This window comes from Pseudomonas sp. AK181 (assembly GCF_051122975.1).
GTDB classification, from domain to species: Bacteria; Pseudomonadota; Gammaproteobacteria; order Pseudomonadales; family Pseudomonadaceae; genus Aquipseudomonas; species Aquipseudomonas lactis.
In genome coordinates, this window is the sequence record NZ_CP146348.1 from 5,784,625 (window position 1) to 5,809,506 (window position 24,882).

The 24,882-nt window shown below is 62.2% G+C and carries 20 protein-coding genes and 1 pseudogene; 14 read left to right on the forward strand and 7 right to left on the reverse strand.

Annotated features, from left to right (window positions below; all coding sequences use genetic code 11):
- Window positions 1-94 precede the first annotated feature (94 nt).
- Both V8689_RS26510 and V8689_RS26515 read right to left on the reverse strand, forming a co-directional pair.
- Complete coding sequence (locus V8689_RS26510; protein ID WP_003188241.1) at window positions 95-994, reverse strand: PA4780 family RIO1-like protein kinase; 900 nt, start codon at window positions 992-994, stop codon at window positions 95-97.
- Window positions 995-1,128: 134 nt separating this feature from the next.
- Window positions 1,129-2,406 (reverse strand): acetyl-CoA C-acetyltransferase, encoded by a 1,278-nt coding sequence (locus V8689_RS26515; protein ID WP_056782845.1) that lies wholly within the window; start codon window positions 2,404-2,406, stop codon window positions 1,129-1,131.
- 113 nt (window positions 2,407-2,519) lie between these two features.
- Between V8689_RS26515 and V8689_RS26520 the strand changes: the two genes are divergently transcribed.
- The 4 genes from V8689_RS26520 (at window position 2,520) to V8689_RS26535 (ending at window position 8,720) form a co-directional block, all read left to right on the forward strand.
- Entirely contained in the window at window positions 2,520-3,872 is a 1,353-nt protein-coding gene (locus tag V8689_RS26520; RefSeq protein WP_056782844.1) for a 3-oxoacyl-ACP reductase, read from the forward strand.
- Between the two features lie 2 nt (window positions 3,873-3,874).
- Window positions 3,875-4,723 (forward strand): MaoC family dehydratase, encoded by an 849-nt coding sequence (locus V8689_RS26525; RefSeq protein WP_056782842.1) that lies wholly within the window; start codon window positions 3,875-3,877, stop codon window positions 4,721-4,723.
- Window positions 4,724-5,024: 301 nt separating this feature from the next.
- A complete protein-coding gene (locus V8689_RS26530) occupies window positions 5,025-6,851 on the forward strand; it encodes a collagen-like triple helix repeat-containing protein (RefSeq protein WP_434520650.1) in 1,827 nt (608 codons plus the stop codon).
- A gap of 186 nt (window positions 6,852-7,037) precedes the next feature.
- Window positions 7,038-8,720, forward strand: a complete 1,683-nt coding sequence (locus V8689_RS26535; protein WP_056782839.1) for a ShlB/FhaC/HecB family hemolysin secretion/activation protein — start codon at window positions 7,038-7,040, stop codon at window positions 8,718-8,720.
- A gap of 409 nt (window positions 8,721-9,129) precedes the next feature.
- Here the strand turns inward: V8689_RS26535 and V8689_RS26540 are convergent, their stop codons facing one another.
- Together V8689_RS26540 and V8689_RS26545 are read right to left on the reverse strand one after the other, a co-directional pair.
- Window positions 9,130-9,534: a response regulator gene (locus V8689_RS26540; RefSeq protein ID WP_056782837.1), complete on the reverse strand. Its 405-nt coding sequence runs from the start codon at window positions 9,532-9,534 to the stop codon at window positions 9,130-9,132.
- 53 nt (window positions 9,535-9,587) lie between these two features.
- The gene (locus V8689_RS26545; protein WP_003188231.1) at window positions 9,588-9,785 is read right to left on the reverse strand and encodes a Flp family type IVb pilin; all 198 of its coding nucleotides are present in this window, start codon (window positions 9,783-9,785) and stop codon (window positions 9,588-9,590) included.
- Window positions 9,786-10,121: 336 nt separating this feature from the next.
- Here V8689_RS26545 and cpaB point away from each other — a divergent pair.
- The 8 genes and pseudogenes from cpaB to V8689_RS26585 all read left to right on the forward strand — a co-directional run bounded on the left by cpaB (window position 10,122) and on the right by V8689_RS26585 (window position 17,545).
- Window positions 10,122-11,066 (forward strand): annotated as a pseudogene (cpaB, locus tag V8689_RS26550) (Flp pilus assembly protein CpaB).
- A gap of 19 nt (window positions 11,067-11,085) precedes the next feature.
- Window positions 11,086-12,291, forward strand: a complete 1,206-nt coding sequence (locus V8689_RS26555; protein ID WP_056782833.1) for a type II and III secretion system protein family protein — start codon at window positions 11,086-11,088, stop codon at window positions 12,289-12,291.
- On the forward strand, window positions 12,288-13,481 hold the full coding sequence (locus tag V8689_RS26560; RefSeq protein ID WP_032893740.1) for an AAA family ATPase: 1,194 nt from the start codon (window positions 12,288-12,290) through the stop codon (window positions 13,479-13,481). The genes V8689_RS26555 and V8689_RS26560 overlap by 4 nt, the downstream gene beginning before the upstream one ends.
- Window positions 13,478-14,749, forward strand: a complete 1,272-nt coding sequence (locus V8689_RS26565; protein ID WP_056782831.1) for a CpaF family protein — start codon at window positions 13,478-13,480, stop codon at window positions 14,747-14,749. Before V8689_RS26560 ends, V8689_RS26565 begins: the two co-directional genes overlap by 4 nt.
- 9 nt (window positions 14,750-14,758) lie before the next feature.
- Window positions 14,759-15,640, forward strand: a complete 882-nt coding sequence (locus tag V8689_RS26570; RefSeq protein ID WP_056782829.1) for a type II secretion system F family protein — start codon at window positions 14,759-14,761, stop codon at window positions 15,638-15,640.
- Between the two features lies 1 nt (window position 15,641).
- Window positions 15,642-16,529 carry a type II secretion system F family protein gene (locus V8689_RS26575; RefSeq protein WP_056782827.1) on the forward strand — a complete coding sequence of 296 codons (888 nt, stop codon included), beginning with the start codon at window positions 15,642-15,644 and terminating at the stop codon, window positions 16,527-16,529.
- A 10-nt stretch (window positions 16,530-16,539) separates the two neighbouring features.
- On the forward strand, window positions 16,540-17,265 hold the full coding sequence (locus V8689_RS26580; RefSeq protein ID WP_056782825.1) for a tetratricopeptide repeat protein: 726 nt from the start codon (window positions 16,540-16,542) through the stop codon (window positions 17,263-17,265).
- Between the two features lie 10 nt (window positions 17,266-17,275).
- Window positions 17,276-17,545, forward strand: a complete 270-nt coding sequence (locus V8689_RS26585) for a DUF3613 domain-containing protein (RefSeq protein WP_047712481.1) — start codon at window positions 17,276-17,278, stop codon at window positions 17,543-17,545.
- 118 nt (window positions 17,546-17,663) lie between these two features.
- Here the strand turns inward: V8689_RS26585 and V8689_RS26590 are convergent, their stop codons facing one another.
- Together V8689_RS26590 and V8689_RS26595 are read right to left on the reverse strand one after the other, a co-directional pair.
- Entirely contained in the window at window positions 17,664-18,449 is a 786-nt protein-coding gene (locus V8689_RS26590) for a response regulator transcription factor (protein ID WP_056782823.1), read from the reverse strand.
- A gap of 69 nt (window positions 18,450-18,518) precedes the next feature.
- Window positions 18,519-19,022, reverse strand: a complete 504-nt coding sequence (locus tag V8689_RS26595; protein ID WP_056782821.1) for a prepilin peptidase — start codon at window positions 19,020-19,022, stop codon at window positions 18,519-18,521.
- A gap of 71 nt (window positions 19,023-19,093) precedes the next feature.
- On the opposite strand from V8689_RS26595, the gene V8689_RS26600 reads away from it, so the two are divergent.
- On the forward strand, window positions 19,094-19,531 hold the full coding sequence (locus V8689_RS26600; protein WP_056782818.1) for a TadE/TadG family type IV pilus assembly protein: 438 nt from the start codon (window positions 19,094-19,096) through the stop codon (window positions 19,529-19,531).
- On the forward strand, window positions 19,528-22,278 hold the full coding sequence (locus tag V8689_RS26605) for a PAS domain-containing protein (RefSeq protein WP_434520651.1): 2,751 nt from the start codon (window positions 19,528-19,530) through the stop codon (window positions 22,276-22,278). Before V8689_RS26600 ends, V8689_RS26605 begins: the two co-directional genes overlap by 4 nt.
- 484 nt (window positions 22,279-22,762) lie before the next feature.
- Here V8689_RS26605 and V8689_RS26610 read toward each other — a convergent pair whose 3' ends face one another.
- Window positions 22,763-24,706: a pilus assembly protein TadG-related protein gene (locus tag V8689_RS26610; RefSeq protein ID WP_434520652.1), complete on the reverse strand. Its 1,944-nt coding sequence runs from the start codon at window positions 24,704-24,706 to the stop codon at window positions 22,763-22,765.
- Window positions 24,707-24,882 lie beyond the last annotated feature (176 nt).

Here is a 24,882-nt window from a genome sequence, read left to right on the forward strand (position 1 = left end):
GACGCTCTGCGTCCCAAAGCGTGACGCGGAGCGTCGAAAGCGGCATTCCCACGCAGAGCGTGGGAACGATCAGCAGAGCGTGGGAACGATCAGATCACTGCATCCAAGGCGGCGGCGGTGGCTCGTCCGGTACTTTGCTCGGTGGCGCATCATCCGCTGCGCGAATCGCCTGGCGACGCTCTTCATCCAGCCGCGCCGCTTCGATTTCGCGGATCACACCGCCCACATCCGCCAGTTCTTCCGGTTCGTCGAACTCACCGGTCAACACACTGGCCGGGTGCAAGGTGCCGGCTTCATACAGCGCCCACATTTCCTTGGCGTACTTGGTCTTCTTCAACTCCGGGGCAAAACGCCCGAAGTAGGAAGCCATGTTGCCGACGTCGCGCTCCAGCATGTTGAAGGCGTGGTTGTTGCCCGCCGCATCCACCGCCTGGGGCAGGTCGATGATCACCGGGCCCGTAGGCGTAAGCAGCACGTTGAACTCGGACAGGTCACCGTGCACCAGGCCGGTGCACAGCATCAGCACGATCTGGGAGATCAGGAAGGCGTGGTATTCGCGCGCCTGGTCCGGGTCCAGCACTACGTCGTTCAGACGCGGCGCCGCATCGCCGTACTCATCGGCCACCAGTTCCATCAACAGCACGCCTTCAAGAAAGTCGTACGGCTTGGGCACGCGAACGCCCGCACCGGCCAGGCGGAACAGCGCCGCCACTTCAGCGTTCTGCCAGGCATCTTCGGTTTCTTTCTTGCCGAACTTGGAGCCCTTGGCCATGGCTCGCGCCTGGCGGCTGTTACGGACCTTACGGCCTTCCTGGTATTCGGACGCCTGACGAAAACTTCGTTTATTCGCCTCCTTGTAAACCTTGGCGCAACGCAATTCATTGCCGCAGCGCACCACATAAACAGCTGCTTCTTTACCACTCATCAGAGGGCGCAGCACTTCGTCGACCAGACCGTCTTCGATCAGGGGTTCAATGCGTTTAGGAGTCTTCATCAGCTTTTATTGTGGGTCCTGTATTACCAAACACGCGTGTGGCACTCGTTATACGGCAATCGGCTCGCCGGGGGGAGAGGCTACTGACCTCTGACCCCTTCAGAATGCATTCAATGGGCCAATTTTATCGGCAATCAGCGTTCGATTATCGCCGTCACGCCTTGGCCACCGGCGGCACAGATGGAAATCAGCCCACGGCCCTTGCCCGCCGCATCCAATAATTTAGCCAAGTTGGCGACGATCCGCCCACCGGTGGCGGCAAACGGATGGCCCGCCGCCAGGGAACTGCCCTTGACGTTAAGCCGGCTGCGGTCAATCGACCCCAGCGGTGCGTCCAGGCCCAGGCGGGTCTTGCAATAGTCGGCGTCTTCCCAGGCCTTGAGCGTGCACAGCACTTGGGCGGCGAAGGCTTCGTGGATCTCGTAGTAATCAAAGTCCTGCAAGGTCAGGCCGTTGCGCGCCAGCAAGCGTGGCACCGCATACACCGGCGCCATCAACAGGCCCTCGGCGCCGTGGACAAAATCCACCGCCGCGGCTTCGCCATCACGCAAGTAAGCCAGGATCGGCAAGCCGCGCTCCTTGGCCCACGCCTCACTGCCCAGCAACACCAGGGAGGCACCGTCGGTCAGCGGTGTGGAGTTGCCGGCGGTGAGCGTGCCCTTTTCGCTGCGCTCGAAGGCCGGCTTGAGGCTGGCGAGTTTTTCCAGGGTCAGGTCGGGGCGCAGGTTGTTGTCGCGGGTGAGGCCGAGAAAGGGCGTAAGCAAATCGTTGTGCCAGCCTTCGGCGTAGGCCGCCGCCATCTTCTGATGGCTCTCCAACGCCAGCTGGTCCTGCTCGGCGCGGGGGATCTGCCAGGTCTGGGCCATCAGCTCGCAGTGCTGACCCATGGACAAACCGGTGCGCGGTTCGCCGTTGCGCGGCAGCTCCGGCTTGAGGTGCTGGGGACGAAGTTGTAACAGGAGTTTTAGTTTGTCCGCCATGGATTTGCTGCGGTTGGCTTTGAGCAGCAACTTGCGCAGGCCTTCATTCACACCAATCGGTGCATCCGAGGTGGTGTCCACTCCGCCGGCAATGCCGCATTCGATCTGGCCCAGGGCGATTTTATTGGCCACCTGCAGCGCCGCCTCAAGCCCCGTGCCGCAGGCTTGCTGGATGTCGTACGCAGGGGTTTGCGGTGACAGGCGCGAGCCGAGCACGCATTCACGCGTCAGGTTGAAATCACGGGAATGCTTGAGCACCGCGCCGGCGGCCACCTCGCCCATGCGCAGGCCGTGCAGGTGGTAGCGCTCGATCAGGCCCTCCAGCGCGGCAGTCAGCATCGCCTGGTTACTCGCCGTGGCGTAGGGGCCATTGGAACGGGCGAAAGGAATGCGATTACCGCCAATGATCGCTACACGGCGCAATTGAGTCATGGAAAGCTCCCTTGTGGTGGTGGGTGGAATCATCAAGCCTAGCCTAGGCTCAATCGAACGACTGCCACCCCAGGGTGGTCAACCTTTGAACCCCAGCCTTCGGAGAGCGTTCCATGTCTGACCGTTATATCGACTTCGCCAACTCAAGCCTCGGCCATCGCCTGGTCGCCGCCATTGGCCTGCCGTCACCGGTACGCCTGGAACGCTGGCAAGCCGGACGCCTGCGCCCGGTCGAAGGCGCACTGCTGTTGGGCGGTGGCGCATTGGCAACCCAGGTGCTGGCGTTTGCCAACCGACTCACCGACGCCGTCTACAGTTACGGCGCCGAAGCCTCGACGGCACCCGCGTGGATTCCAGGACACGGCCCCAAACTCAAGGCGGTGGTGTTTGACGCCAGCGGTTTGCAACACACCGACCAGCTCAAGCAGCTGCGCGAATTCTTCCAACCCCTGCTGAAAAACCTCGACCACAGTGCCCACCTGGTGATCCTTGGCCGGGCGCCGGAAGGCCTCAGCGACCCCTTCGCCGCCAGCGCCCAGCGCGCCCTGGAAGGCTTCAGCCGTTCCCTGGCCAAGGAATTGCGCAGCGGTGGCGTGCTGCAGTTGCTGTACGTGGGCGACGGTGCCGAAGACCAACTGGAAGGCGCGTTGCGGTTTTTCCTCTCGCCCAAAAGCGCTTACATTTCGGGCCAGGTGATTCGCCTGGCGGCCTGCGATACCCCGGTGCAGGACTGGACGCGCCCGCTGGCCGGGCGCAAGGCATTGGTGACCGGCGCCGCTCGAGGCATCGGTGCCTCCATCGCCGAAACCCTGGCCCGCGACGGCGCCGACGTCATTCTGCTCGATGTGCCCCAGGCCAAGGCGGACCTCGAAGCCCTGGCCGCACGCCTGAATGCGCGCACGGTGGTGCTGGACATCTGCGCCGAAGATGCCGCCCGCCAACTGGCTGAACACCTGCCAGACGGGCTCGACATCCTGGTGCACAACGCCGGCATCACCCGTGACAAAACCCTGGCCAACATGACCCCGGAATACTGGGACGCGGTGCTGGCGGTCAACCTCAAGGCACCGCAAGTGCTGACCAAGGCCCTGCTCGACAGCGGCACCCTGCATAACAACGCACGGGTGGTATTGCTGGCCTCCATCAGTGGCATCGCCGGCAACCGTGGGCAAACCAACTATGCCGCGAGCAAAGCCGGGCTGATCGGCCTGGCTCAAGCCTGGGCGCCACTGTTGAAGGAGCGTGGGATCAGCATCAACGCCGTCGCGCCCGGGTTTATTGAAACCCAGATGACCGCGCATATTCCCTTTGCCCTGCGCGAAGCCGGGCGCCGCATGAGTTCCCTGGGCCAAGGTGGCCTACCCCAGGACGTGGCCGAAGCCGTCGCCTGGCTGAGCCAGCCAGGTTCCGGCGCGGTCAGCGGCCAGGCGCTGCGGGTGTGTGGGCAAAGCCTGCTGGGAGCTTGAGCATGCAATGGCAAACGTTGGACAGCACCCCGCCTCTACTGCCGCTGTATTGGCGTGCGGCGCTCAAGCGCAAGATCACCGGCAGCACATTGCCCGAACGCGGGTTGCGCTGCCGGATGAGTGTCAATCCCAGCGCCGTTGCGGCGTACCGCAAGGTGTGCGGCTTTGCTGACAGCCCGATGCTGCCGGCGACTTATCCGCATATCCTTGCGTTCGGCCTGCAACTGCAACTACTGACGGACAAGTCCTTTCCGTTTCCGCTGCTGGGGTTGATCCACTTGCGCAATCGCATCCGTATTCATCGGCCGTTGGGTGGAGTGGGTGACGTGAGTGTCGGCGTTTACGCACGCAATCTCAGCCCCCATCCCAAGGGGGCCACCTTTGACATCGTAACGGTTGTAGAGGATGCCCTTGGACTCTTGTGGGAAGCCGAAAGCCAGATGTTATGTCGGGGCGTGAAGCTTGAAGGCGAAGCTGTGGAGAGCGGATTGCAAACCCCAGACACGCTCACCGAACTGACGCGCTGGAACGCGCCCACTGACATAGGCCGCCGCTACGCCCGCGTGTCCGGCGACTACAACCCCATCCACCTCAGTGCGCCTACCGCCAAGCTGTTCGGTTTTCCCCAAGCCATCGCCCACGGGTTGTGGAACAAGGCCCGCACCCTCGCGGCGCTGGCAGAACACTTGCCGGCCGCCAATATTGAAATCGACGTCGAGTTCATGAAGCCGGTGCGCCTGCCCAGTGAAGTGATATTGATGAGCAGCGCGGCTGGCTCCAGCGGAGGGTTGGAACTCAAAGGCGCTGGGGATATTCAACATATGCGGGGCAAGTGGCAGCCGATTGCCTGAAAACCCCTGATTAATTGTATATATACACCCTAAGTTATAGCGGACCTTACGAGGTCCGCCTTTATTTGCAACGCTTTGATTTTAATAATCTAAATATCCTGCAACATCCATCCATTACACCTTTGGCATTAGTCATTAAGCCGACTATGACCCGGTGTATATAAATCGTTAATACCAAGTTGAGCGTTGCGTGGAAGAGTGCCCTGGCCTGAGATAGCCACACGGACAAACCTATCGTTATCCAAAGAAATAACGAGGGTTTGAAACAACCAAGGTTGTACCAGGTGCAAGGAACTCAATCATGAAAACTCAAGTAGTGTTTTGGAAAGCAAGTACCGCGCTGGCCCTCGTTCTGGCAATGAGCCTGGGCGGCTGCAGCAGCGGTGGTGGCGGGCATAAATCAAGCGTGGCGGCGTCCTCGCCGGATGCGGGTGCAGGTGCCGGAGGCGGTACAGGTGGTGGTACTGGTGGCGGTGACGGCGGCACTGGCGGTGGTACCGGTGGTGGCACGGGCGGCGGTGACGGCGGCACTGGCGGTGGTACCGGTGGTGGCACGGGCGGCGGTGACGGCGGCACTGGCGGTGGTACCGGTGGCGGCACGGGCGGCGGTGACGGCGGCACTGGTGGCGGTACCGGTGGTGGCACGGGCGGCGGTGACGGCGGCACTGGTGGCGGCACCGGCGGCGGCACTGGCGGTGGCACTGGTGGCGGCACCGGCGGCGGCACTGGCGGTGGCACTGGTGGCGGCACCGGCGGCGGTACTGGCGGCGGCACTGGTGGCGGCACCGGCGGCGGTACTGGTTCGACAACCACCCCACTGGTCACCGGCCAGATCGCCGGCACCCTTGGCACCACTGTGGGCAATGTCGGTACCGCTGTCGGTAACCTGGGTTCGACGTTGAACGGCGTACCTATCGTCGGCGCAACCGCAGGCGGCCTGGTCACCTCGGCAGGCACCGCTGTTAACAGCATCGGCACTGGTGTGACCACCGGCTTAGGCTCACTGGGCACCAACAGCAACTCCCTGGGCACTACGGTGGCGGGCGTAGGTAATGGCGTGGCAGACCTGGGCGGCGGCCTCTCGACCACCGGCCAATCGCTGTCAACCACTCTGGGCGGCATACCTGTGGTCGGCGGTGTGACAGGTGGCGTGGGCACAGCGGTAGGTGGCGTCGTGGATAAAGTCGGCACCACCGTCACCATGCTCGGCGATACCCTGAGCACGGCCAGCACCACCGGCCCGCTGGGTTCGTTGACCAACACCTTGGGCAGCAAAGTCGTGGTGCCTGTGGTGTCGCTGGTGGAAAACACCACCGGCAACCTCGGTAACGCAACCGGCCTGGGCGCTCCACTCAATGGCGTACTGGATAAAGTCGGTTCGGCTGTCACTGGCCTGGGCACTCAAGTCGCCAGCACTGGCGGCACCGGCAACCCGGTCACCGGTATTGTCGGCACCGTGCTCACTGGCGTCGGTGGCACACTGGATAAATCGGGCGGTTATGTGGCCCCAACCGGTGGCACCTCGGCTCCCGGCATTCCAGAGCTGGTGGGTGGCCTGGTGGCTAACGTAGGGACCGGTCTGAACGTGGGCAACACCAACGGCACAGTCAGTGCAGCGGGTGTGACCGGTGGTGCAGTCGGCGGCACCGTTGCCTCGCTGGGCACTGTGCTGGGTGGCACAGGTGTAGCAAACACCGCTGCTACCGCACCGGTCGCCACCGTGGCCGCCAATGTCGGCGCAGCGCTCAACCCTGTGACCAGCGGCGTCACCAACCTGACACAAACCATCGGCACGACTACCGGTGTGGGTACTCCGGTAAATGGCCTGGTGACTCAAGTCGGCGGCGCAGTCAGCAGCTTGGGCACCAACCTGACAGCAGCCAATGCCAACCCGATCACCAACGCGGTGGGCACCACCGTCACAGCGGTCGGCGGCACCGTCGCCTCGGTGGGTGGCCTGGTAACCGGCGGCACCACTGGCGGCACCACTGGCGGCACCAGCGGTGGTTTGCTCGGTGGTTTGAACATCGGCACCACCACCACAGCAACCGGCACGGCCACAACCACAGGCGGCACTACAGCCACAGGCGGGCTGGGCGGTTTGTTGAACGGCCTGACCGGCAAATAGAAATGCACCTGGCCGATTAGACGGCCTCCCCTACAGCGCCTACGCTTGGTTGAGACGAGAGACCTTTAATAAGTCTCTCGTCTTTTTTATGGGCGGCGACACGCTTTATCAATCGCCACCCTCCCGAACCGAGTCCCAGAACCCGGCGGGCCCGAAGCGCTGCTGCAGTTGACCATGGAGTGTCCTATGCGCGTGTTGACGCCGTTGTTATTGCTCACCCTCAGTGCCTACGCCCAGGCCGAGACCCTTCCCAGCTTTCTTAACAGCAACGACACTGTCCGCACCCTGCCGGTGCCCAACCTGCCCGCCGACGCCTATCGGCCGCCCACATCGAAAACCCAGGTACCTGAAGCGCCGCCGACTGCCGGCCAACCGCTGTTGATGGACACTAAGGTCACCATTCGAAAATTGCAGATCGAAGGCGGAACGGTCTACCCGCTCGCCGAGACAGCAAAAGTGTATGAGCCGTTGATTGGACGGGAAACCAACCTTGCGCAACTGATCGAAGCGACCCGTGGCGTCACCCGCCGTTATCAGGAGGATGGCTACCTGCTGTCCTACGCGTTCCTGCCGCAACAGAACTTCGAAAACGGCCTGGTCCGCGTGGTACTGGTGGAGGGCTACATCAAGGACTATCAACAAACCGGCGACATCGGTTCAGTGTCGGCCTATGTCGATAAGCTCGCGCAGAAGCTCCTGGCTGAGCGCCCGCTGACCCGCAAGACGTTCGAGCGCTACACCACGCTGATGAGCCGCATCCCCGGCCTCAGCGTACAGGCGCAAGTACCGCCACCGGGCACCACCGATGGCGCCACGCACATGCAGATCCAGGCCAGCCGCAAACCGTTCACCACCAGCATGAGCCTGGTGCAGAAAAGCCGTGGCGGCACGCAAGCACTACTGAGCGCTACCAGCAATTCCCAGACGTCCATGGGCGAACAACTCAGTGTCAGCGGCCTGTTCCCGCCCGGCGAGGACAAAGAGCATTACTACCGCGTGGACTACAACCAGTTCATCAACGCCGAGGGCACCCAACTGGCACTCGCCGCCGAGCGCTATCGCGCCGACCCCAACAGCAGCGTGCAACTGGACGGCGGTTTCGAACTCAAGCCGCACCAGTCCATCGACCGCTATTCCATTGGCCTGAGCCACCCGTTCATTGCCTCCCCCACCGAGTCACTCACCCTGGGCACGCGCCTGTACGCGGTCGACCAGACCACGCGCTACAAACTGGTGGGTTTCCCGCTGAGTTTCGACATCGAATCCAACCTGCGTGCCCTGGCCTTCGAAGGCGATTGGCGCAAGGCCGACGCGCAACGCCTGCGCATCATCAGTGCTGGCCTGTACCAAGGCATCGACGGTCTGGGCGCCAAGGCCCGCAGTGACCTGGGCGTGGCCAAACCCGACCTCGACTTCTTCCGCCTGCGCCTCTCCGGCGTGCAAAGCGACAAGTTCTTCGACAACTGGCAAGGCGTGCTGTCCGGTGCGCTGTACTGGAGCGACAACACCCTGCCCGACAGCGAACGCGTGACCTTCGGCGGGCAGAATTTCGGCCGTGGCTACCCGGACGACCAAGGCTCGGGCGACAAGGGCTGGGGGGTGGCGTACGAGGTCAACTACAGCTTCAACCGCACCGGCAACTGGGTGAAGATCCTGCAGCCCTATGTGGTGGTAGACCGCGCCAAATCCTGGTTCAACGACCTGCCGGTCAAGGCCAACGACATGTCCTCGGCGGCGGTGGGTCTACGCTTTGGCGACAAGAAGTACTACAACATCGCGTTGGAGGCAGCCAAGCCCATGTCGGATATCGCCCTGGACAGCTTCAACCGCAGGCCGCGGTATACGCTGAGTTTCAGTTATCAGCTGTGACGAGGGCACCTGTAATCAATGTGGGAGCTGGCTTGCCTGCGATGGCGCTCTTCGGGTCGACCCTACAATTGGGTTGGAATGAGTACATATCTCGGTTGCCTGCCATACCGCCTTCGCGAGCAAGCCCGCTCCCACAGTTGGGTTTCGGAGTGTCAGGCAGTTAGTCGTTGACTGTTCGGCCATCATCGCAGGCAAGCCAGCTCCCACAGAGGTCTGTGTTGCTCACAGAATCAGTGCCCGACACAGATCCCTGCGGCCTGACAGCCGAAACCCCTCTACCTGAGCCCCGCAATCAAACTGTGGGAGCGGGCTTGCTCGCGAAGGCGGTGTGTCAGTCAATGAATCTTTAACTGAACTACCGCTATCGCAGGCAAGCCAGCTCCCACATTTAATAAGCGGTGCCGGTCCGTTACCGACCCGGTGTAGAGAGGGGAAACAGGTTGTTGAGGGTATCGAGCAAGCGCACCAGGTAGATAGGCTTGCGAAACAGATCCAGCACCTGCAAGCGCAGCATATCGCTGACATCATCCATTTCTGCATGACCCGACATCACGATCACAGGCAACTGCGAACGTGAGGTGTGTTCGCGCAGGCGCTTGATCAAGGAGATACCACTTTCCTCGGGCATGCGCAGATCGGTGATGACCAGGGCGATATCAGGGTGAAGTGTCAATTCTTGCAAGGCGAAGGTGACGGAGTTCGCGGTAAAACAAACGAATCCCTCGTTTTCGAGGGATTCGGCCAACTCGATCAGCGCATCCTCCTCGTCATCCACCAATAGGATTTGTTGGCGGGATGACGAAGGGTGGGTCATGGGCGGTACCTGATAAAGAGAATCGCCAAAACAATTACAGACAACGCTGCATGTTAAGTCGCCGCCGGCAGAGCGTCTGACACTTTCTGGAAGACACCTTTGATTTTATCGCCAAGTCCAGTGCCAAAGCCAATGATAACCAACGCAACTATCGCCACAATAATCACATACTCAATGGCCGACGCCCCGTCTCTACGGCGCAGGAATAACTGAGCGTGAATGTAAAATTTCAAGAACAGGTCAAGGATCATATGAGATCTCCTTCATGCGCCACAAAGCGCCGATACAGCTGGCCCGCACAATGATTGCCGTGTGCCACTAGAGCATTGTCAACAAATTTAACACTCACAACTGTAAGAACGCATTAATCACAAAGTATTAGTCGCCGCGCCAGCCCCACAAATCCGTTATTTACAGCCTCCGCTTTAACCGCACAGATAATTTTTTCATTCAGTAATGGCAATTTGTCCTAGCTGGGCTACCTTCAAATAGCCAAATCGTTAGTTGTTCATCACAGCCCAGTTGCGAATTTAACTCGTTTGGATAAACGGGAATAAAAGCAGTGCAACAGGATAGGGAGCGCCGTCATGAACAGTCGTATCAGCATGGTCCTGGCTGGCTTGCTGCTTATCGGAGCCCTGGTTGCAGGGTATTGGGGCCTGGTGCTGAGTCGTCCACCGGCACCCGCCGTAGCAGCCTCGCCAGAACCTGTCATTTCCGTTGAAAAAACCGTTGCGGTCGTGGAAGACCAGAACCGTCAGCCGGTGGTGGTGCTGGTGCATGCGGTTGCGCCTTTTGTGCCCCTCACCGCTGCCGATGTCGCCGTGGAAAAACTGCGCACCGTGCCGGCCGGCAGCCTGACCAGCATCGACCAGGCCATCGGCCGCACGCCCTTGCGGGCCCTGGGTGCCGGCACCTGGCTCAATGATGAAAGCTTCACCGCTGGCGGCCCACTGGCCCGCATGATTCGTACAAACGAACGGGCGCTGGCCGTCGCCGTCGATGAGGTCATCGGCGCCGGTGGCCAGTTGAGCCCCGGCGATTACGTGGATGTCTTGCTGTTCTTGCGCCAGGACAATGCCAATGCCGAGCAATCGGCGCAGGTGGTCATCCCGGCGATTCGCCTGCTCAGCGTCGGCGACCAACTGGGCTTGGCCAACGACGGCACCCCGGCCGTACCGCCACCCGCCACCGCCGAAGAACGCGCCCAGGCCGCCCAACGCCGCACCGCCGCGCGCAGTGTGGTACTGGCGGTGCCCGAACCCTAGCTGAGCCGGCTGATGCTCGCCTCCCAAGCCGGCACGCTGCGCCTGGCCGTGCGCAGTGCCGACGAACAATTGCTCAGCCGCTACTGGGCCGGCGAAAGCGACACACCAGACAAGGTGCAAAGCGCCAACCGCGACCTCTACCAATTCACCCAATTGGCCCTCAGCGGCCCGCCGAAAAAAATCACCCCCGCGATGGCCGACACCGGCCAACGTCGGGGCGTCGAAGTGATTCGCGGCGCAGCGGCAGCACAACCTACCCCCTGATTGAACAAGGATGCCTTGAATGAGCCAACGCTACGCTCAATTGGCCTTGGCCTTGATGCTGCCGTGCCTGCCCCTGGGCATGGCGATGGGCGCATCGGGCAGCTGCAACGCCCTGGGCCAGTTGCCCGCCGTGATCGAGGTGGGCGAAGGCTTGCAAACCGAGCTGCAATCGCCGGTAGCGATTACGCGCCTGGCCATCGGCGACCCGAAAATCGCCGACGTGCGGGTTAACGGCGACCGCCACTTCCTGCTCACCGGTGTCGGCAGCGGCGCCACCAGCCTGATGGTGTGGACCGGTTGCTCGACCACCCCGCGCCAGAGCATGGTGTTCGTCAAGGGCAAGGCCACCTCGGCGCTGACCAGCCAATCGCTGTCGCCCTCGGACGATCCGACGCTACCCAGCCAGGTGCAGACCGATATCCGCTTCGTCGAAGTCAGCCGCACCAAGCTCAAGGAGGCCAGCACCAAGATCCTCGGCATGGGCAACAATTTCTTCCTCGGCAGCCCGAGCTTGCTGTCCCCGTCAGAGGGCATCTTCAAATTGCCGGTGAGCGCCGAAAACTTCAACATCGGGTTTGGCGGTGGCCGTGTCAAGGCGCTGATCAACGCCCTGGAAAGCAGCGGCTTCGCCTACACCCTGGCACGCCCGAGCCTGGTGGCCATGAGCGGCCAGAGCGCGACCTTCCTGGCCGGCGGCGAAGTGCCGATTCCGGTGCCCAGTGCCGGCAGCGATACCATCACCATCGAGTACAAGGAATTCGGCATTCGCCTGACGCTGACGCCCACGGTCATCGACCACAACCGCATCGCCTTGAAAGTCGCCCCGGAAGTCAGCGAGCTGGATTACAACAACGCGATCCGGATCCAGGGCATCCAGGTACCCGCCCTGACCGTCCGGCGCACCGACACCAGCGTGTCGCTGGCCGACGGTGAAAGCTTCGTGATCAGCGGCCTGATCAGCAGCACCAACCGCTCCACCATCGCCAAGCTGCCGGGCCTGGGCGACATCCCGATCATTGGCGCCTTCTTCCGCGACTCTAATATCAACAGCGAGGAGAAAGAGCTGTTGATGATTGTCACGCCGCATCTGGTGCAGCCACTGGCCGCCAATGCGCAGTTGCCGTCGCTGCCCGGCGAGAAACTGCGCACCTATGACCCGAACTGGTTCCGCCTGTTCTTCCTGGAAAACGGCAACTTCGACCGTCGCAGCGGACTCTCCCAATGAGCGATAGCCTGAGCCAGACCTTCCTGGCAATCACCCGCAACAGCACCGACCTGGAATGGCTCCAGGGCGCGCTGGCGCCCCTTGGCCAAGTGATCAGCGTGGGCGGCGGCAGCCTGGATGAATTGCTGGCACTGGTGGACGTGACCTTTGCCAACCTGGTGTTCGTGGGCCTGGACCGTGAACACCTGGTGGCCCAGAGCGCCTTGATCGAAGGCGCCCTGGAAGCCAAGCCGATGTTGGCGGTGGTGGCCTTGGGCGACGGCATGGATAACCAGTTGGTACTCAACGCCATGCGTGCCGGCGCCCGGGATTTTGTTGCCTATGGCTCGCGCTCCAGCGAAGTGGCCGGGCTGGTGCGGCGCTTGAGCAAGCGCTTGCCGCCCACTGCGCCCAACGCCCATCTCGGCGGCCTCACCGTGCTCTACGGCGCCCAGGGCAATACTGATGGCGCCCTGCTGGCGAGCCACCTGGCGATGGTGGTGCAAAAGAGTGGCCAGCAGACGCTGATGCTCGACCTCGGCCTGCCCAGGGGCGACAGCCTGGCGCTGCTGGGCCTGGACAGCACCTTCAATTTCGGCGACGCCTTGCGCCACCTGCGCCGTCTGGACGCCACGCTGATCAACAGCGCGTTCACCAGCACCGACGATGGCCTGCGCATCCTCGCCTACGCCGCCAGCGATGAACCCTTGGAAATGACCAGCGCCGCCGAGCTGTACATGTTGCTCAGCGCCTTGCGCCAGCACTTCCAGCACATCGTGGTCAACCTCACCGGGCAAGCCGACAGCGAAGCCCTGCGCACCTTTGTCAGCCACTGCGACAAGTTGCTGTGGTGCACCGACCAGGGCGTGCTCGACTGTCGGCGCAACCTGGCGGTGCTGAACCTGTGGCGCGAAAAAGGCATGAAGCTCGACCATGCCAAGCTGCTCGTCGATCGCTACATCAAAGGCTGCGCGCCCGACACCGAAGCCCTGGAAAAAAGCTTCGGCCTGGAGTGCATCGCCGTGCTGCCCCTGAGCCCAGAAGTGCGCCTGAACGCCAAAAACCAGGGGCAAAGCCTGTTCACTCTGGCCCCGCGCGAAGCCTTGACCCAAGCCCTGCGCCACCTGGGCGAGCGCCTGGCCAAACGCACCGAAGGCTTGGATAAACCTTCGACACGCTGGTTCGAACGCCTGCTGGGGACGAGTCGATGAACAGCGAAAAACTCTTCGGCGCCCCGGCCCGTGGGGCTGCCGCGCACAACGACCACGACGGCCTGAAACTGGTGCTGCATCGCTACATCATCGATGCCATCGAAGAGTCGGGCCAGAACCTGCTGGAAGGCTCGCGCCAATCCCTGGCGCAATTTGTCATCGACAAGGTGGCCGAATACATCACGCGCATGCACCTGGCGATATCGCGCTATGAGATGGAGCGCCTAGCCGAGGAAATCGTCGATGAACTGACCGGCTTCGGCCCGCTGGAGGTGCTGCTGCGCGATGTGTCAGTCACCGAGATTTTGGTCAACGGCCCGCACCGGGTGTTTATCGAGCGTGACGGGGTGCTTCACCAGAGCGACCTGCGTTTTATCGATGCGCACCATGTAGAACGCGTGATGCAGCGCATCCTCGCGCCCCTCGGAAGGCGCCTGGATGAGTCGTCGCCGATGGTCGATGCGCGCTTGCCCGATGGCAGCCGGGTCAATGCGATCATCCCGCCGATTGCCCTGGACGGCCCGTGTCTGTCGATCCGTAAGTTTCGCAAGGACATGCTCAAGAGCAGCGACCTGGTGGCGATGCAAACCATCGACCACAACATCTTCGAGTTCTTCCAGGAGGCGGTGGGCAAGCGCTGCAATATCCTCATCAGTGGCGGCACCGGCACGGGCAAGACCACGTTGCTCAATATCCTCAGCCAATTGATCAACCCCCACGAACGCCTGGTCACCATCGAAGACGTGGCCGAGTTGCAACTGGGCCACCCCCACGTGGTGCGCCTGGAAACCCGCCCGCCCAATGCCGAGGGGCATGGCGAGGTCAAGGCTAGCGACCTGATCCGCAACGCCCTGCGGATGCGCCCGGACCGCATCATCCTTGGCGAGATCCGTGGCGTCGAAGTGCTCGACGTGATGACCGCCATGAACACCGGCCATGACGGATCCATGAGCACCGTGCACGCCAACAATGCCCAGGACGCGCTGTTGCGCCTGGAAACCCTGGTGGGCCTGACCGGCCGTGCGGTGGCGGAGAAAACCCTGCGGCAGATGATCTGTGCTGCACTGGATGTGGTGATTCAACTGACGCGCCTGCCCGATGGGCGCCGTTGCGTCAGCGAGGTGGTGGAAGTGGTGGGCGTGCGCGACGACGTGTATGTCACCAACACCCTGTTCCGCCTCGACCGCCGTACCGGTTTTGGCTTCCTGCGCGAAGCGCTCAACCCGGCCGGCGACAAGCTGCGGCGCGAATCGGCCTTGCCGTTGTAGAGAGGGTTCATGACCGGACTTGTCTTGCTGCTCATTTGCGTCCTGCTGATCAGCCTGTCCGTCTGGCTGTTCCAGCGCGGGCTGCGCCAGGCCGGCACCGACCGGGTGCTGGAGCGGCTCTCCGATGGTCAGCCAGTAGCCCAGGAGCCGAACGGCAGCTGGGTCGCGCTGGAGCGCATGTTCCAGCGCGCCGGCCTGGGCAAGCCCACCGACCGCCTGGGGTTGTGGTTGAGTGGCTGGGCGGTGGGCATGTTACTGGGCTATCTGCTGGCCGGCGGGCTGGGCCTGTTGGTGATGCTGATCATGCCGCCGTTGCTGCTGCGGGTGTATATCGCCTGGCGCTACCAACGGCGAGTGCAGCGCATGATCGAACAATTGCCGCAACTGCTGGACCACAGCGTGCGCAGCCTCAAGTCTGGGCGCACCCTGGCGGACGCGGTGCTGGGCGCGATAGACAGCACCGAAGCGCCGCTCAAACAGGCCATGAGCCGCATCCAGCGTAACGTGCAGATGGGCGTGAGCCTGCCGGAGTCGGTCAGCGACTTTGCCGAATTTTACGAACGCGATGAGTTCCGCCTGTTTGCCCTGGGCCTGAAGGTCAACCACCGCTACGGCGGCAACGCCAGCGAGTTGCTGGAAAACCTGATCAAGATGATCCGCGAGCGCGAACAGGGTGCGCGCCAACTCAAGGCCATGACCGGCGAAACGCGCATGACCGCCTACGTGCTGGCGGGCTTGCCCATCGCCATGGTCGGCTACTTTTTGATGGTCAACCCGGGCTACCTGATGAGCATGTGGAACGACGGAACCGGGCGCTACCTGCTGCTGGCCGCGGCGGCGCTCGACATCACGGGCACCTTCGTCATGTGGCGCATGTTGCGGAGTATTTGAGATGGCCATCCTGATCTGCATCCTCTTGTCGCTCGCCGCCGTCGCCTTGATCGTCGGCAACCTGCTGGAGCAACGGCGCCGTCAACGCCTGGTCAGCCAACGCCTGCAAGGCCAACTGACCCGCGAGGACAAACTCGGCAGCCTGATGCGCCAATTGGGCGCCAGCGCCGTGGCCCAGCGCTCGGTCAGCCTGGACAACGAAACCCAGACCCTGCTCAACCGCGTCGGCTGGCGCAAAGCCAACCAGCGTTCCATGTTTGCCGCCTTCCAGATCGGCGTGCCCGTCGTGCTGCTGGGCTTGACCCTGCTCGGCCAGCAACTGCTGTTTCCTCACGGCGGCTCGCCCTGGATTGCACCGGCGATTGCCCTGGGCATCGGTTACTTGCTGCCCAAGCGCATCCTGGCCCTCAGCGCGAAATACCGCCAGGAGCGCATCGCGCGGGAAATTTCCACGTTCATTCCGTTGCTGCGCATCCTGTTCGAATCCGGCATGGCGGTTGAGCAATCGCTGCGGGTGTTGAGCACCGAAGCCCAGCGCTTGCTGCCAGACCTGACCCATGAACTGCGCCTGATCCTGGCAAGGGTCGACTCGGGCCTGGAACTGTCCGAAGAGCTGGGCAAGACCGCGCGCCTGTTGGCCGTGGATGAGTTCACCGACACCTGCATCATCCTTCAGCAGTTGATCCACCAGGGCGGCGGCGCGATGAAATCCTTGCTGGCCCTCAAGCAGTTGCTTGACGACCGCCGCCTGACCCGCCTGCAGGAATACATCTCGAAGATGTCCGCGAAGATGTCCGTGGTGATGATGGTGTTCCTGTTTCCCGCCTTGCTGATCGTGCTGGGGGGGCCGGCCATGATCGCCATCTCCCGAGCCTTGAATAACTTTTGAGGAGCCTGCCATGAAACCACTGATCGTCGCCTTGAGCCTGCTGATGCTGGGCGGCTGTGCCAGCAATGGCCAGGCTCCGTGGGCCGGGTTGCTGGCGCCGGGCAGTTGCCCCAAGCCCAGCGCCGACCAGGAGCTGTCGCTGAACCTGGCCGATGACATGGCCAACGAAGGCAAGCTGCACGCCAGCCTCGCCAACCTGCAAAACCTGCCCAGCGCCCTGCCCCAGGTTCGTCAACGCCAGGCCCGTGCCTATCGCTTGCTAGGCCGTCCCGACGCCGAGCCGTTGTACCGCAGCCTGCTGGGCACCTGCCTGGCCGCCGACGGTGAGCACGGCCTGGGGCAACTGGCGTCGGCCAAGGGCGACAACGGCCAGGCCATGGCCCACCTGCAACGTGCGGCACGGCTGGCGCCCACCGACGAAAAAATCCGCAATGACCTGGGCGTGGTGTACCTCGACCAACGACGCCTGGAAGACGCACGCTTTGAATTCATGACCGCCATCGAGCTCAAGCAGAGCGATCAACTGGCGGCGGTCAACCTAGTGACGTTGCTGATCTACCAGGACAACTGGGAGCAAGCCGCAAAAGTGGTCGGCCAACTCGGCTTGAGCCCCGAGCAGGTGACCCGGGCCCAGGCGCGGGCGCAACACCTCAAGGAGGCTGGCACGGCACCGCAGCGTCCAGTCAAAGATCAGGTAGCGGCGGTCAGCGACACGCTGCCGGCCTCTGTGAAATAAGGAGTCGATGATGAAATTCCATTACCTCGCCGGCCTTGCCTGCCTGGCCCTGCCGCTCCTTGCTTCGGCCATCGAAGCGGGGCCGTCTTCACCCCGGCAGGCAGAAACGGAAAACTGGATGGCGCTGCAACTGAGCGGTCGCGCAGCCTCGGCCAACCCGCAAAAAACCACGCCGGCAGAACGCGAGCAGGCGCTCAAGCGCTGGCTGGACAGCAACAAGCACCCGATCCCGGAATTCTTTGATCAGAAAGTAGGCGGCACTGCGCAAGGCAGCAAATAACCCCCCTGTAGGAGCGAGCTTGCTCGCGAAAAACGCCAAGACAACGCGGTTATCCAGGATGCACGCGTTATCGTTGACGTTCTTCGCGAGCAAGCTCGCTCCTACAGTAAGGGCGGTACTAGTGCGCCGTGACCCGCTGGCGCATCGCCGAGTTGTTCGGTGACAACGCCAGCGCCAACTGCGTGCGGTTGTGCATATGGGTCAAGCGCAGCACTTGGGACACATACAGTTTGACCGTGTTCTCGGTAATCCCCAGCTCACAGGCAATCTGGTAGTTGGTCTGGCCCTTGCCCACCAGGCGTGCCACATCCAACTGGCGCGGTGACAGTTGATTGAAGATCGCCGGGATCTCCACCGGCCCGGCGTCATCGGCCGATGAGCCCCCGTCATGGTCCTGGGGCGTCGGGTTGCGGCGCACCTTGTCCAAGTCCATATACAAGTCGTTGATCGATTCGGACAGGTACTGCAATTTCTGGTTGAGCGTGCCCAGTTGCAGGTCTTTTTGCCGTTCCTCCAAGGCCGCTTCCTGGCGCTTGAGGCCTTCAAGCAATTCATCGAGGTTGATCGGCTTCTGGTAGTAATCGGCGATGCCCGCACGCAGGGCCTTGATCACATCCTGCTTGTCGGCGCGACCGGTGAGCATGATCGCTTCGAACGCGCGATGCTTGCCGGCGATCCGTTGCAGCGCCTGGACCAACTCGATGCCGTCCATGTCCGGCATATGCAGGTCACACAGCACTAAACCGATCTGAAGGTCGTCCTTGAAACGCTGGACAGCTTGCTCACTGGACTCGCACGGGACACAACGGTACCCGCTGCTTTCAAGAAATTCACAGAGCTCCTCCACGATTAAGGGTTGATCGTCGACAACGAGCACTTTTACTGCGGACGTAAGCTTGTTCACGCGCTACTCCATGCCTGGCAAGCCAAATGATGACCTATCCTTTCTGACGAGAATTCCTACAACTCCTGATTAAACGTAGACGTACTTTCCGACTATGTACATAGCATTAATCAACTCTCGCGACTGATGGATCCAAAACCAGCTGCCGGCAAAACCTGTCAAAACGAAGGGCGCAAAAGGCTGTTTTGTTGACGCTGGCTCTGCCCGCTCAACGCGGTTTGAGCTAAGCCCTTGATGCATAAGTGTCCAGGCCACCATGGCGATGCCCGCACCGATCAGCGACCCCAGCAGGTACTCGATATTGGAGGCCAGCCCCAGGGCGGCGAGCAACTTCACATCCCCCGCGCCAAAGCGGCCCAATGCATAGCCCGGCACAGTCAGCACCAGCGCCAAAGCCAAGGCCAGGCCGCCCTCGCTGCGGGGCGCACCCAGCCACGTCGACCCCGCCCACAGCAGGTAGATCAACGCCAGCAGCCCGACGCCCAGGGTCAGCGTATTGGCAATCTGGCGCTGGCGAATATCCTGCACGGCACATACGCCCAACCACAGCACAATCACTAGCGTCTGGATCACGTAAAAAACATCCCTTTTGGCTGAATGATTCTATGCTGATATCAAGTACTCGCCTCAGGGTAGACGCAGTCATGAAATCGAGCCTCCCGAGAAAGCAAAAAGGTGCTGCGGCGATCGAGTTTGCCTTGGTCTTCGTGATTTTCTTTGCGGTGTTCTACGGCATGCTCAGCTACAGTTTGCCGCTGCTGTTGATGCAGTCATTTCACCAGGCGGCGGCCGAAGGGGTACGCCGCAGTGTGTCCCTGGACCCCAGCACCGCCGGCTATTCGGCCCTGGTTGTGCAACGCGCCAAAGATGCAGCCCAGGCCCAGTTGAATTGGATCCCCGGCTCATTGAAGTTCTTGCCCGGCTATATCACCGCCACCTACACCAATAATTTGCTGACGGTGAAGATCACCTACCCCTCAGCCAATATCAAAGCGGTCTTGCCGGCCCTGGTGTTGCCTGGGGTGGGCACCATACCCAACCTGCCCACCAACCTCACCGCCACCTCGAGCCTTCAGTTTTGACGACAGGGGATAAATTGTTCGCACGCCTGCGCGGGCTTACCAGCGCCCTGGCTCTGGACGCGCCAACGACGCCCGCGCCGGGCCTGCAAGTGCAACTGGACAACCTGGGCCGGGTGCTGAGCATCACGGGCGCCTTGAGGCCTTTGCTTGCCCAGCATCTTGCCAACGTGCCCAACCCACCCTTGCAGACCTTGCTGCGTGCCGACAGCGCGCTGAGTGTCGAGGGCACGCCGCAGGAGTGGCAACGACACGGCCTGGATCTGGACTTCCAGGGCGCCGCCGGCCAGGTCCTGCATACCCGCGGCTGGATCGAGCCGGAGGGCGACGGCTGGGCCCTGCACTTGCTGGACATCACTGACCTGCTGGCTGACCGGGCACGGGTCCAGCAACGCGAACAGAACCACCAACTCGCCGCCCTGATGAGCGAGCAGCTGCGCGTATGCAGTTTCAGCCGCCTGCATCACGTGTTCAGCGAACACCTGCGCAGCGTGGCCCAGCGCTGGAGCATCCCCTGCGTCGCCATGGCACTGCTCGATGAGGATGACCAAGGCTGGCGCATCTACAGCCAGTACGCCGCCCACGACGCCCCAGCCTTGTGGCAAACCGGGCAGCATCTGGGCACCAGCCTGGACAGCATCAACGGCAACACGCCACTGAGCCTGGACATTGCCCAGGGCCGCAGCGACAACCCGCGCCTACACAGTGTGTTCGGCAATGCTGACGGCTTCCTGGTGCCGTACCGCGACAGCCATGGCGTCGCCGCGTGGCTGCTGTGTGGTTTCTATAACGGCCAGGCACACCACACCGGCGAGCGTGACTGGCTGAACCTGTGCGCAGCACTCGCCGCGCCGCTGCTGGGCCGCCTGCGCGAACAGCGTCACCACCAGCAACTGGAACGCGTGGAAGCCCTGCAAGGCCTGCTCGGCACGGGCTGGTGGGAACTGTTGCCCGCCACCCAGGAGATCCAGCTGGCGCCGCAACTAATGCGCAACTTAAGCCTGGACGAAGGCCCCACCCGCCAACCCCTCGGCACCTGGCTCGAACTCATCCACCCCGCCGACCGCCAGGCCCTCAACAGCCGCCTGCAAGACCTGCAAGCCCTGGGCAAGCCACTGCTGACCAGCGTGCGCTTGCAACGCACCGACGCTGAACAGGCGCCCCTGTGGTACCGCATACAGGGCCAAGTGCTGGGCGCCGGCAATGAACGACGCTGGATCGGCTTCATGCTCGACATCAGCGACATCCAGAACCAACAACTGCAAGCCGCCGCCGCCCATGCGCGCCTGGACAACCTGATCGCCAGCTCACCGGCCGTTATCTACGTGCAGCGCTACGTCAACGGCGCGCTGCACCCGGCGTTCTTCAGCGCCAGCCTGTTGCCGCTGCTGGGCTGGACCTTGGCCGATTGCAACCACGACACCCTGGCGGCGCTGATCCACCCCGACGACCGTGAGTGCTACTTCGAACGCACCCGCCAACTGCTGCGCGAAGGCAACGTGCGCAGCCGCTATCGCCTGCGCGACAAACAAGGCCACTACCACTGGCTGCTCGACGAAGCCAAGCTTTTACGCGACGACCTCGGCCTGCCAGTGGAAGCCGTAGGCCTGTGGCTGGACGTCACCGAGGCGACCCTGGCCGCCGAGCAGGTGCGCCAGAGCGAAGAACGCTACCGCATCCTGGTGGAAGACTCGCCCGCGATGATCTGCCGCTACCGCCCCGACCTGATCCTCACCTTCGGCAACACGCCGCTGGCCAACTACCTGGAATGCCGGCCCGAGCAACTGCCAGGCATCGACCTGGGCCAGTGGCTGTCGGATGAACAACGCACCGCCTTTGTACAGCGCATCCAGCAACTGACCCCGGAATTCCCGGTGAGCACCGCGGAAATCAGCCTGCAACTGCCGGGGCGCGAACATGCCTGGTGGGTGTGGTCGGACCGCGGCGTCTTCGATGAACAAGGCGCCCTGATCGAAGTGCAAGCCGTGGGCCGCGACAACACCGAAGTGCGCCGCTCCCAGCAACAACTGACCCAAAGCGCAAAAATGGCCACCCTCGGCGAAATGGCCACCGGCCTGGCCCATGAAATCAACCAGCCGCTGAACGTGATGCGCATGGCCATCGCCAATGTGCTCAAGCGCCTGGGCAATGGCGATGTGCAAATCGACTACCTCACGGAAAAACTCCAGCGCATCGACGCCCAAGTGCAACGCGCAGCCCGCGTGGTCGACCACATGCGCGTGTTCGGCCGCCGCTCGGAAATCGAGCAACAACCCTTCGACCCCGCGCAGGCACTGGAGGGCACCCTGTCCCTGCTCAGCGAAGGCCTGCGCGGCAAAGGTGTAGACGTGCGCATCAGCCCTGCCGACTTCTCGGTACAGGTCAAAGGCTATGTCGACCAACTGGAACAAGTACTGATCAACCTGATGGTCAACGCCCGCGACGCCCTGCTCAGCCAGCGAGAAAAAGACCCTGCCCTGCGCCCCTGGATTGCCCTGCACAGCGAGCACGACAGCCGCCATGTACGCATCTGGGTCGAAGACAACGCCGGCGGGATAGACCCGCGTCTGCTGGAGAGGATTTTCGAGCCGTTCTTTACCACCCAACCGATAGGCGTGGGTACCGGGCTGGGGCTCTCGGTGAGCTATGGGATTGTGGAAAACATGGGCGGACGCCTGAGCGTTACCAACGGCGAGGCCGGCGCGAAATTCTGCGTCGAGTTGCCCATCGCGCAGCACTCAATCAGCTAACCACGATGCGAAGCGAGCCGCTCTTGCTCTTGCTCTCTTGCTCTTGCTTTTGATCTGCTTGTGATCTTGATCTTAAGCGCCCCGTTAAACCACGCTGGCCGGAATTCGACAGGGATTTGGGGGGTAAACCGGCAGGGATGCCGGTTTAGCCGCCCCGCGCCATGGATGGCGCGTGGCGGCGGCCCCCCAAATCACTGGCGGATTACGGGCACACCGAGCCTAAGCGAGGTGCCGAGTGGTGGGGCAAGAGCGTTTTGCTTACTTTTGCGCTTTTCAAAAGTGAGCCGCCGTCAGGGCGGAACCCTAAGTAGCCGTTACCGCAGCAATGGATATGTACTCGGTATAACAGTGTCGCCTGGCAGGCCGCTATCGCAGGCAAGCCAGCTCCCACAGTTGGATCGCGGGGTGTCAGGTAGATAGGCGTCGGCTGACAGGCCGCCATCACAGGCAAGCCAGCTCCCACATTTGGAACTCTGGAGGTCAGCTAAATCACCAGATAAGCCCGGCCCATATGGCAGGTAAGGTTGGCACCGACTTCGGCATTGCCCAGGTTGATACCCAAGGCACTCAGCAAGGTATTAACGATGGGGTCGAGAATCGGCGACAGCACATTCTGGATCAGACCCACCACCGCCGTAGTGATAGTCGCCAACAACCCGGCGACCCCAGCCAGCGCACCATTGGAGACACTGCCGCTAGGCGGTGCGTAAGTCACCTGCAAGCCATTAAGCGTCGACACCAGGCTGCCGACGATATTGGCCGTGCCCGGCGCAAACTTGTAGGTGGGCGGCGCATTCATCTCGGCCACCGGCGTAAACACCATCGTGCTGGTTTGCCCGGCAATGGTGGAGTTGGCTTTCAACAGCAAACCGCCCCCCACATTCGGCGTACGATTAGGGCTGCACAGCAGCGTCAGAACGACACAGTAGCGCTCGCCAAAATCAATCAGTCTGACCGGCTGCACATTGACTGCAGCCGAGGAAGAAAAAGCCACCACCGGATCCACCGTACCGACCGCCAGCGTCGCCAGGGACGTGGTGGTTTTCACCGTCAAGGATTTAGAGGCCGGCGAGTCGCAATTGAAATCCGTGACATTGGTTTGCGCACTGCCGGCTTCAATGTAAATGGCCAGCGACGTCGTGACATCGACGTCAGCCACATTGCAGGCCACCAGGCACAACACCCCGCCAACCACCGCCGGCAGGTTGAGGTTCAACAACCCTTTGACCACCTGGGACACCGGTGTGCCCAGGCCCGTCAATATGGACGCCACGCCAGAGACCGCCTTGATGATCGGCGCCTGCACGGTCACCAACGTGCGCACTTGCGCAGTGCGTACAAAAATCTGATCGGTCGGCGGGGTATTCTGCAAGCCCTTCTTGGCCAATACAGGATTGCCAATCGCCGACAGCTGCGGCGGTTCGATGACCTTGGTCTGGATCGACACATTGCCCACCAACGGAATCGCGACCTGCGCCGCCGCACTCACCGCACTCTTGCTACTGGACAACTGCGCCACCGCTTCCAACAGTTGAAACAATTGCACGTTGCTGTTCAGCGCCGCCGTCGGCGTGCCGGTGGCGATGTCGACCAGGTCTCCCACCGTCAACAGCTTGCTGTTCGGCGCAATCGCTTGAATCGAAATCACATCATTGATGACCGCCGTGGCCGCCGCACCGTTTTTCTGCAAGACCTTCACCGCAGCGTCGATCAGTTGAGTCGCCGAGACTGCGGTACTGAGCAAGGCGTCATAGTCACCGGCCTTCACATTCAGGTTGATCGCCAGTTGGTCCAGGTAACTGAGCAGGTTGACGTTGGTCTGCAGCAAACCGTTCCAACCCGCCGCCGTGAGCGAGAGGTTGCCGCCGAGCAGGTTGCCGATCACCAGGTTGAGCAGTGGGGACTTGCTTGAATCAACGCTGGCCAGGCTGCTGCGAATCGACAGCTGCGCCACGGGCGGCGGTGTCGCGGCGACGGCGGTGGCGCTCAAGTTGATTTGCGGGGTGATCGGCGCGCCGCTGAACAGGTTCCACAGGCCATTGGCAATGCTGGTCAGGACGGTGCGCGAGGCCACCACGCGGATGGCATCACTTTTGGTGGCATCGGCGCTAAATACGCGGGTATTGAGGGCATTGGTCGCCAGGGTGCCGCACGTCACCGCCAGGGTGCTGCCATTACCGACCACAAAACCGTTGCGCGCGGCATTTTGCGTGGCATAGGCGTTGGCCGTGGTGTTGGTACCGCACTGGCCACCCAGACCTGCCGCCTCCAACGCCGAGGTGTCGGCAACGGACTGCAACTTGCGCTTTTCCAAATACAAGCGCCCGCTGTCGACCGCCAGCAACGTGAACACCAGGGCCAAGGCCAAGGTGCCTGCCGCCATCAAGCCAATTGCACCACGCTGCCTGGAGCCGAATCGGGGAGACATCGAAGCACTCCTGCGCTAACTCTCCGTTGCACTGGAGTGTAGACAAGGCTTTGGCAGGTTGCTGGCAACTCGCCACATTGGCGACTGGCGGAGATGCCCTGATACTCCCTGATACTGTAGGAGCGAGCTTGCTCGCGAAAAACTCACAGGCGCCGCGTTGATTCAGGAAGCACGCG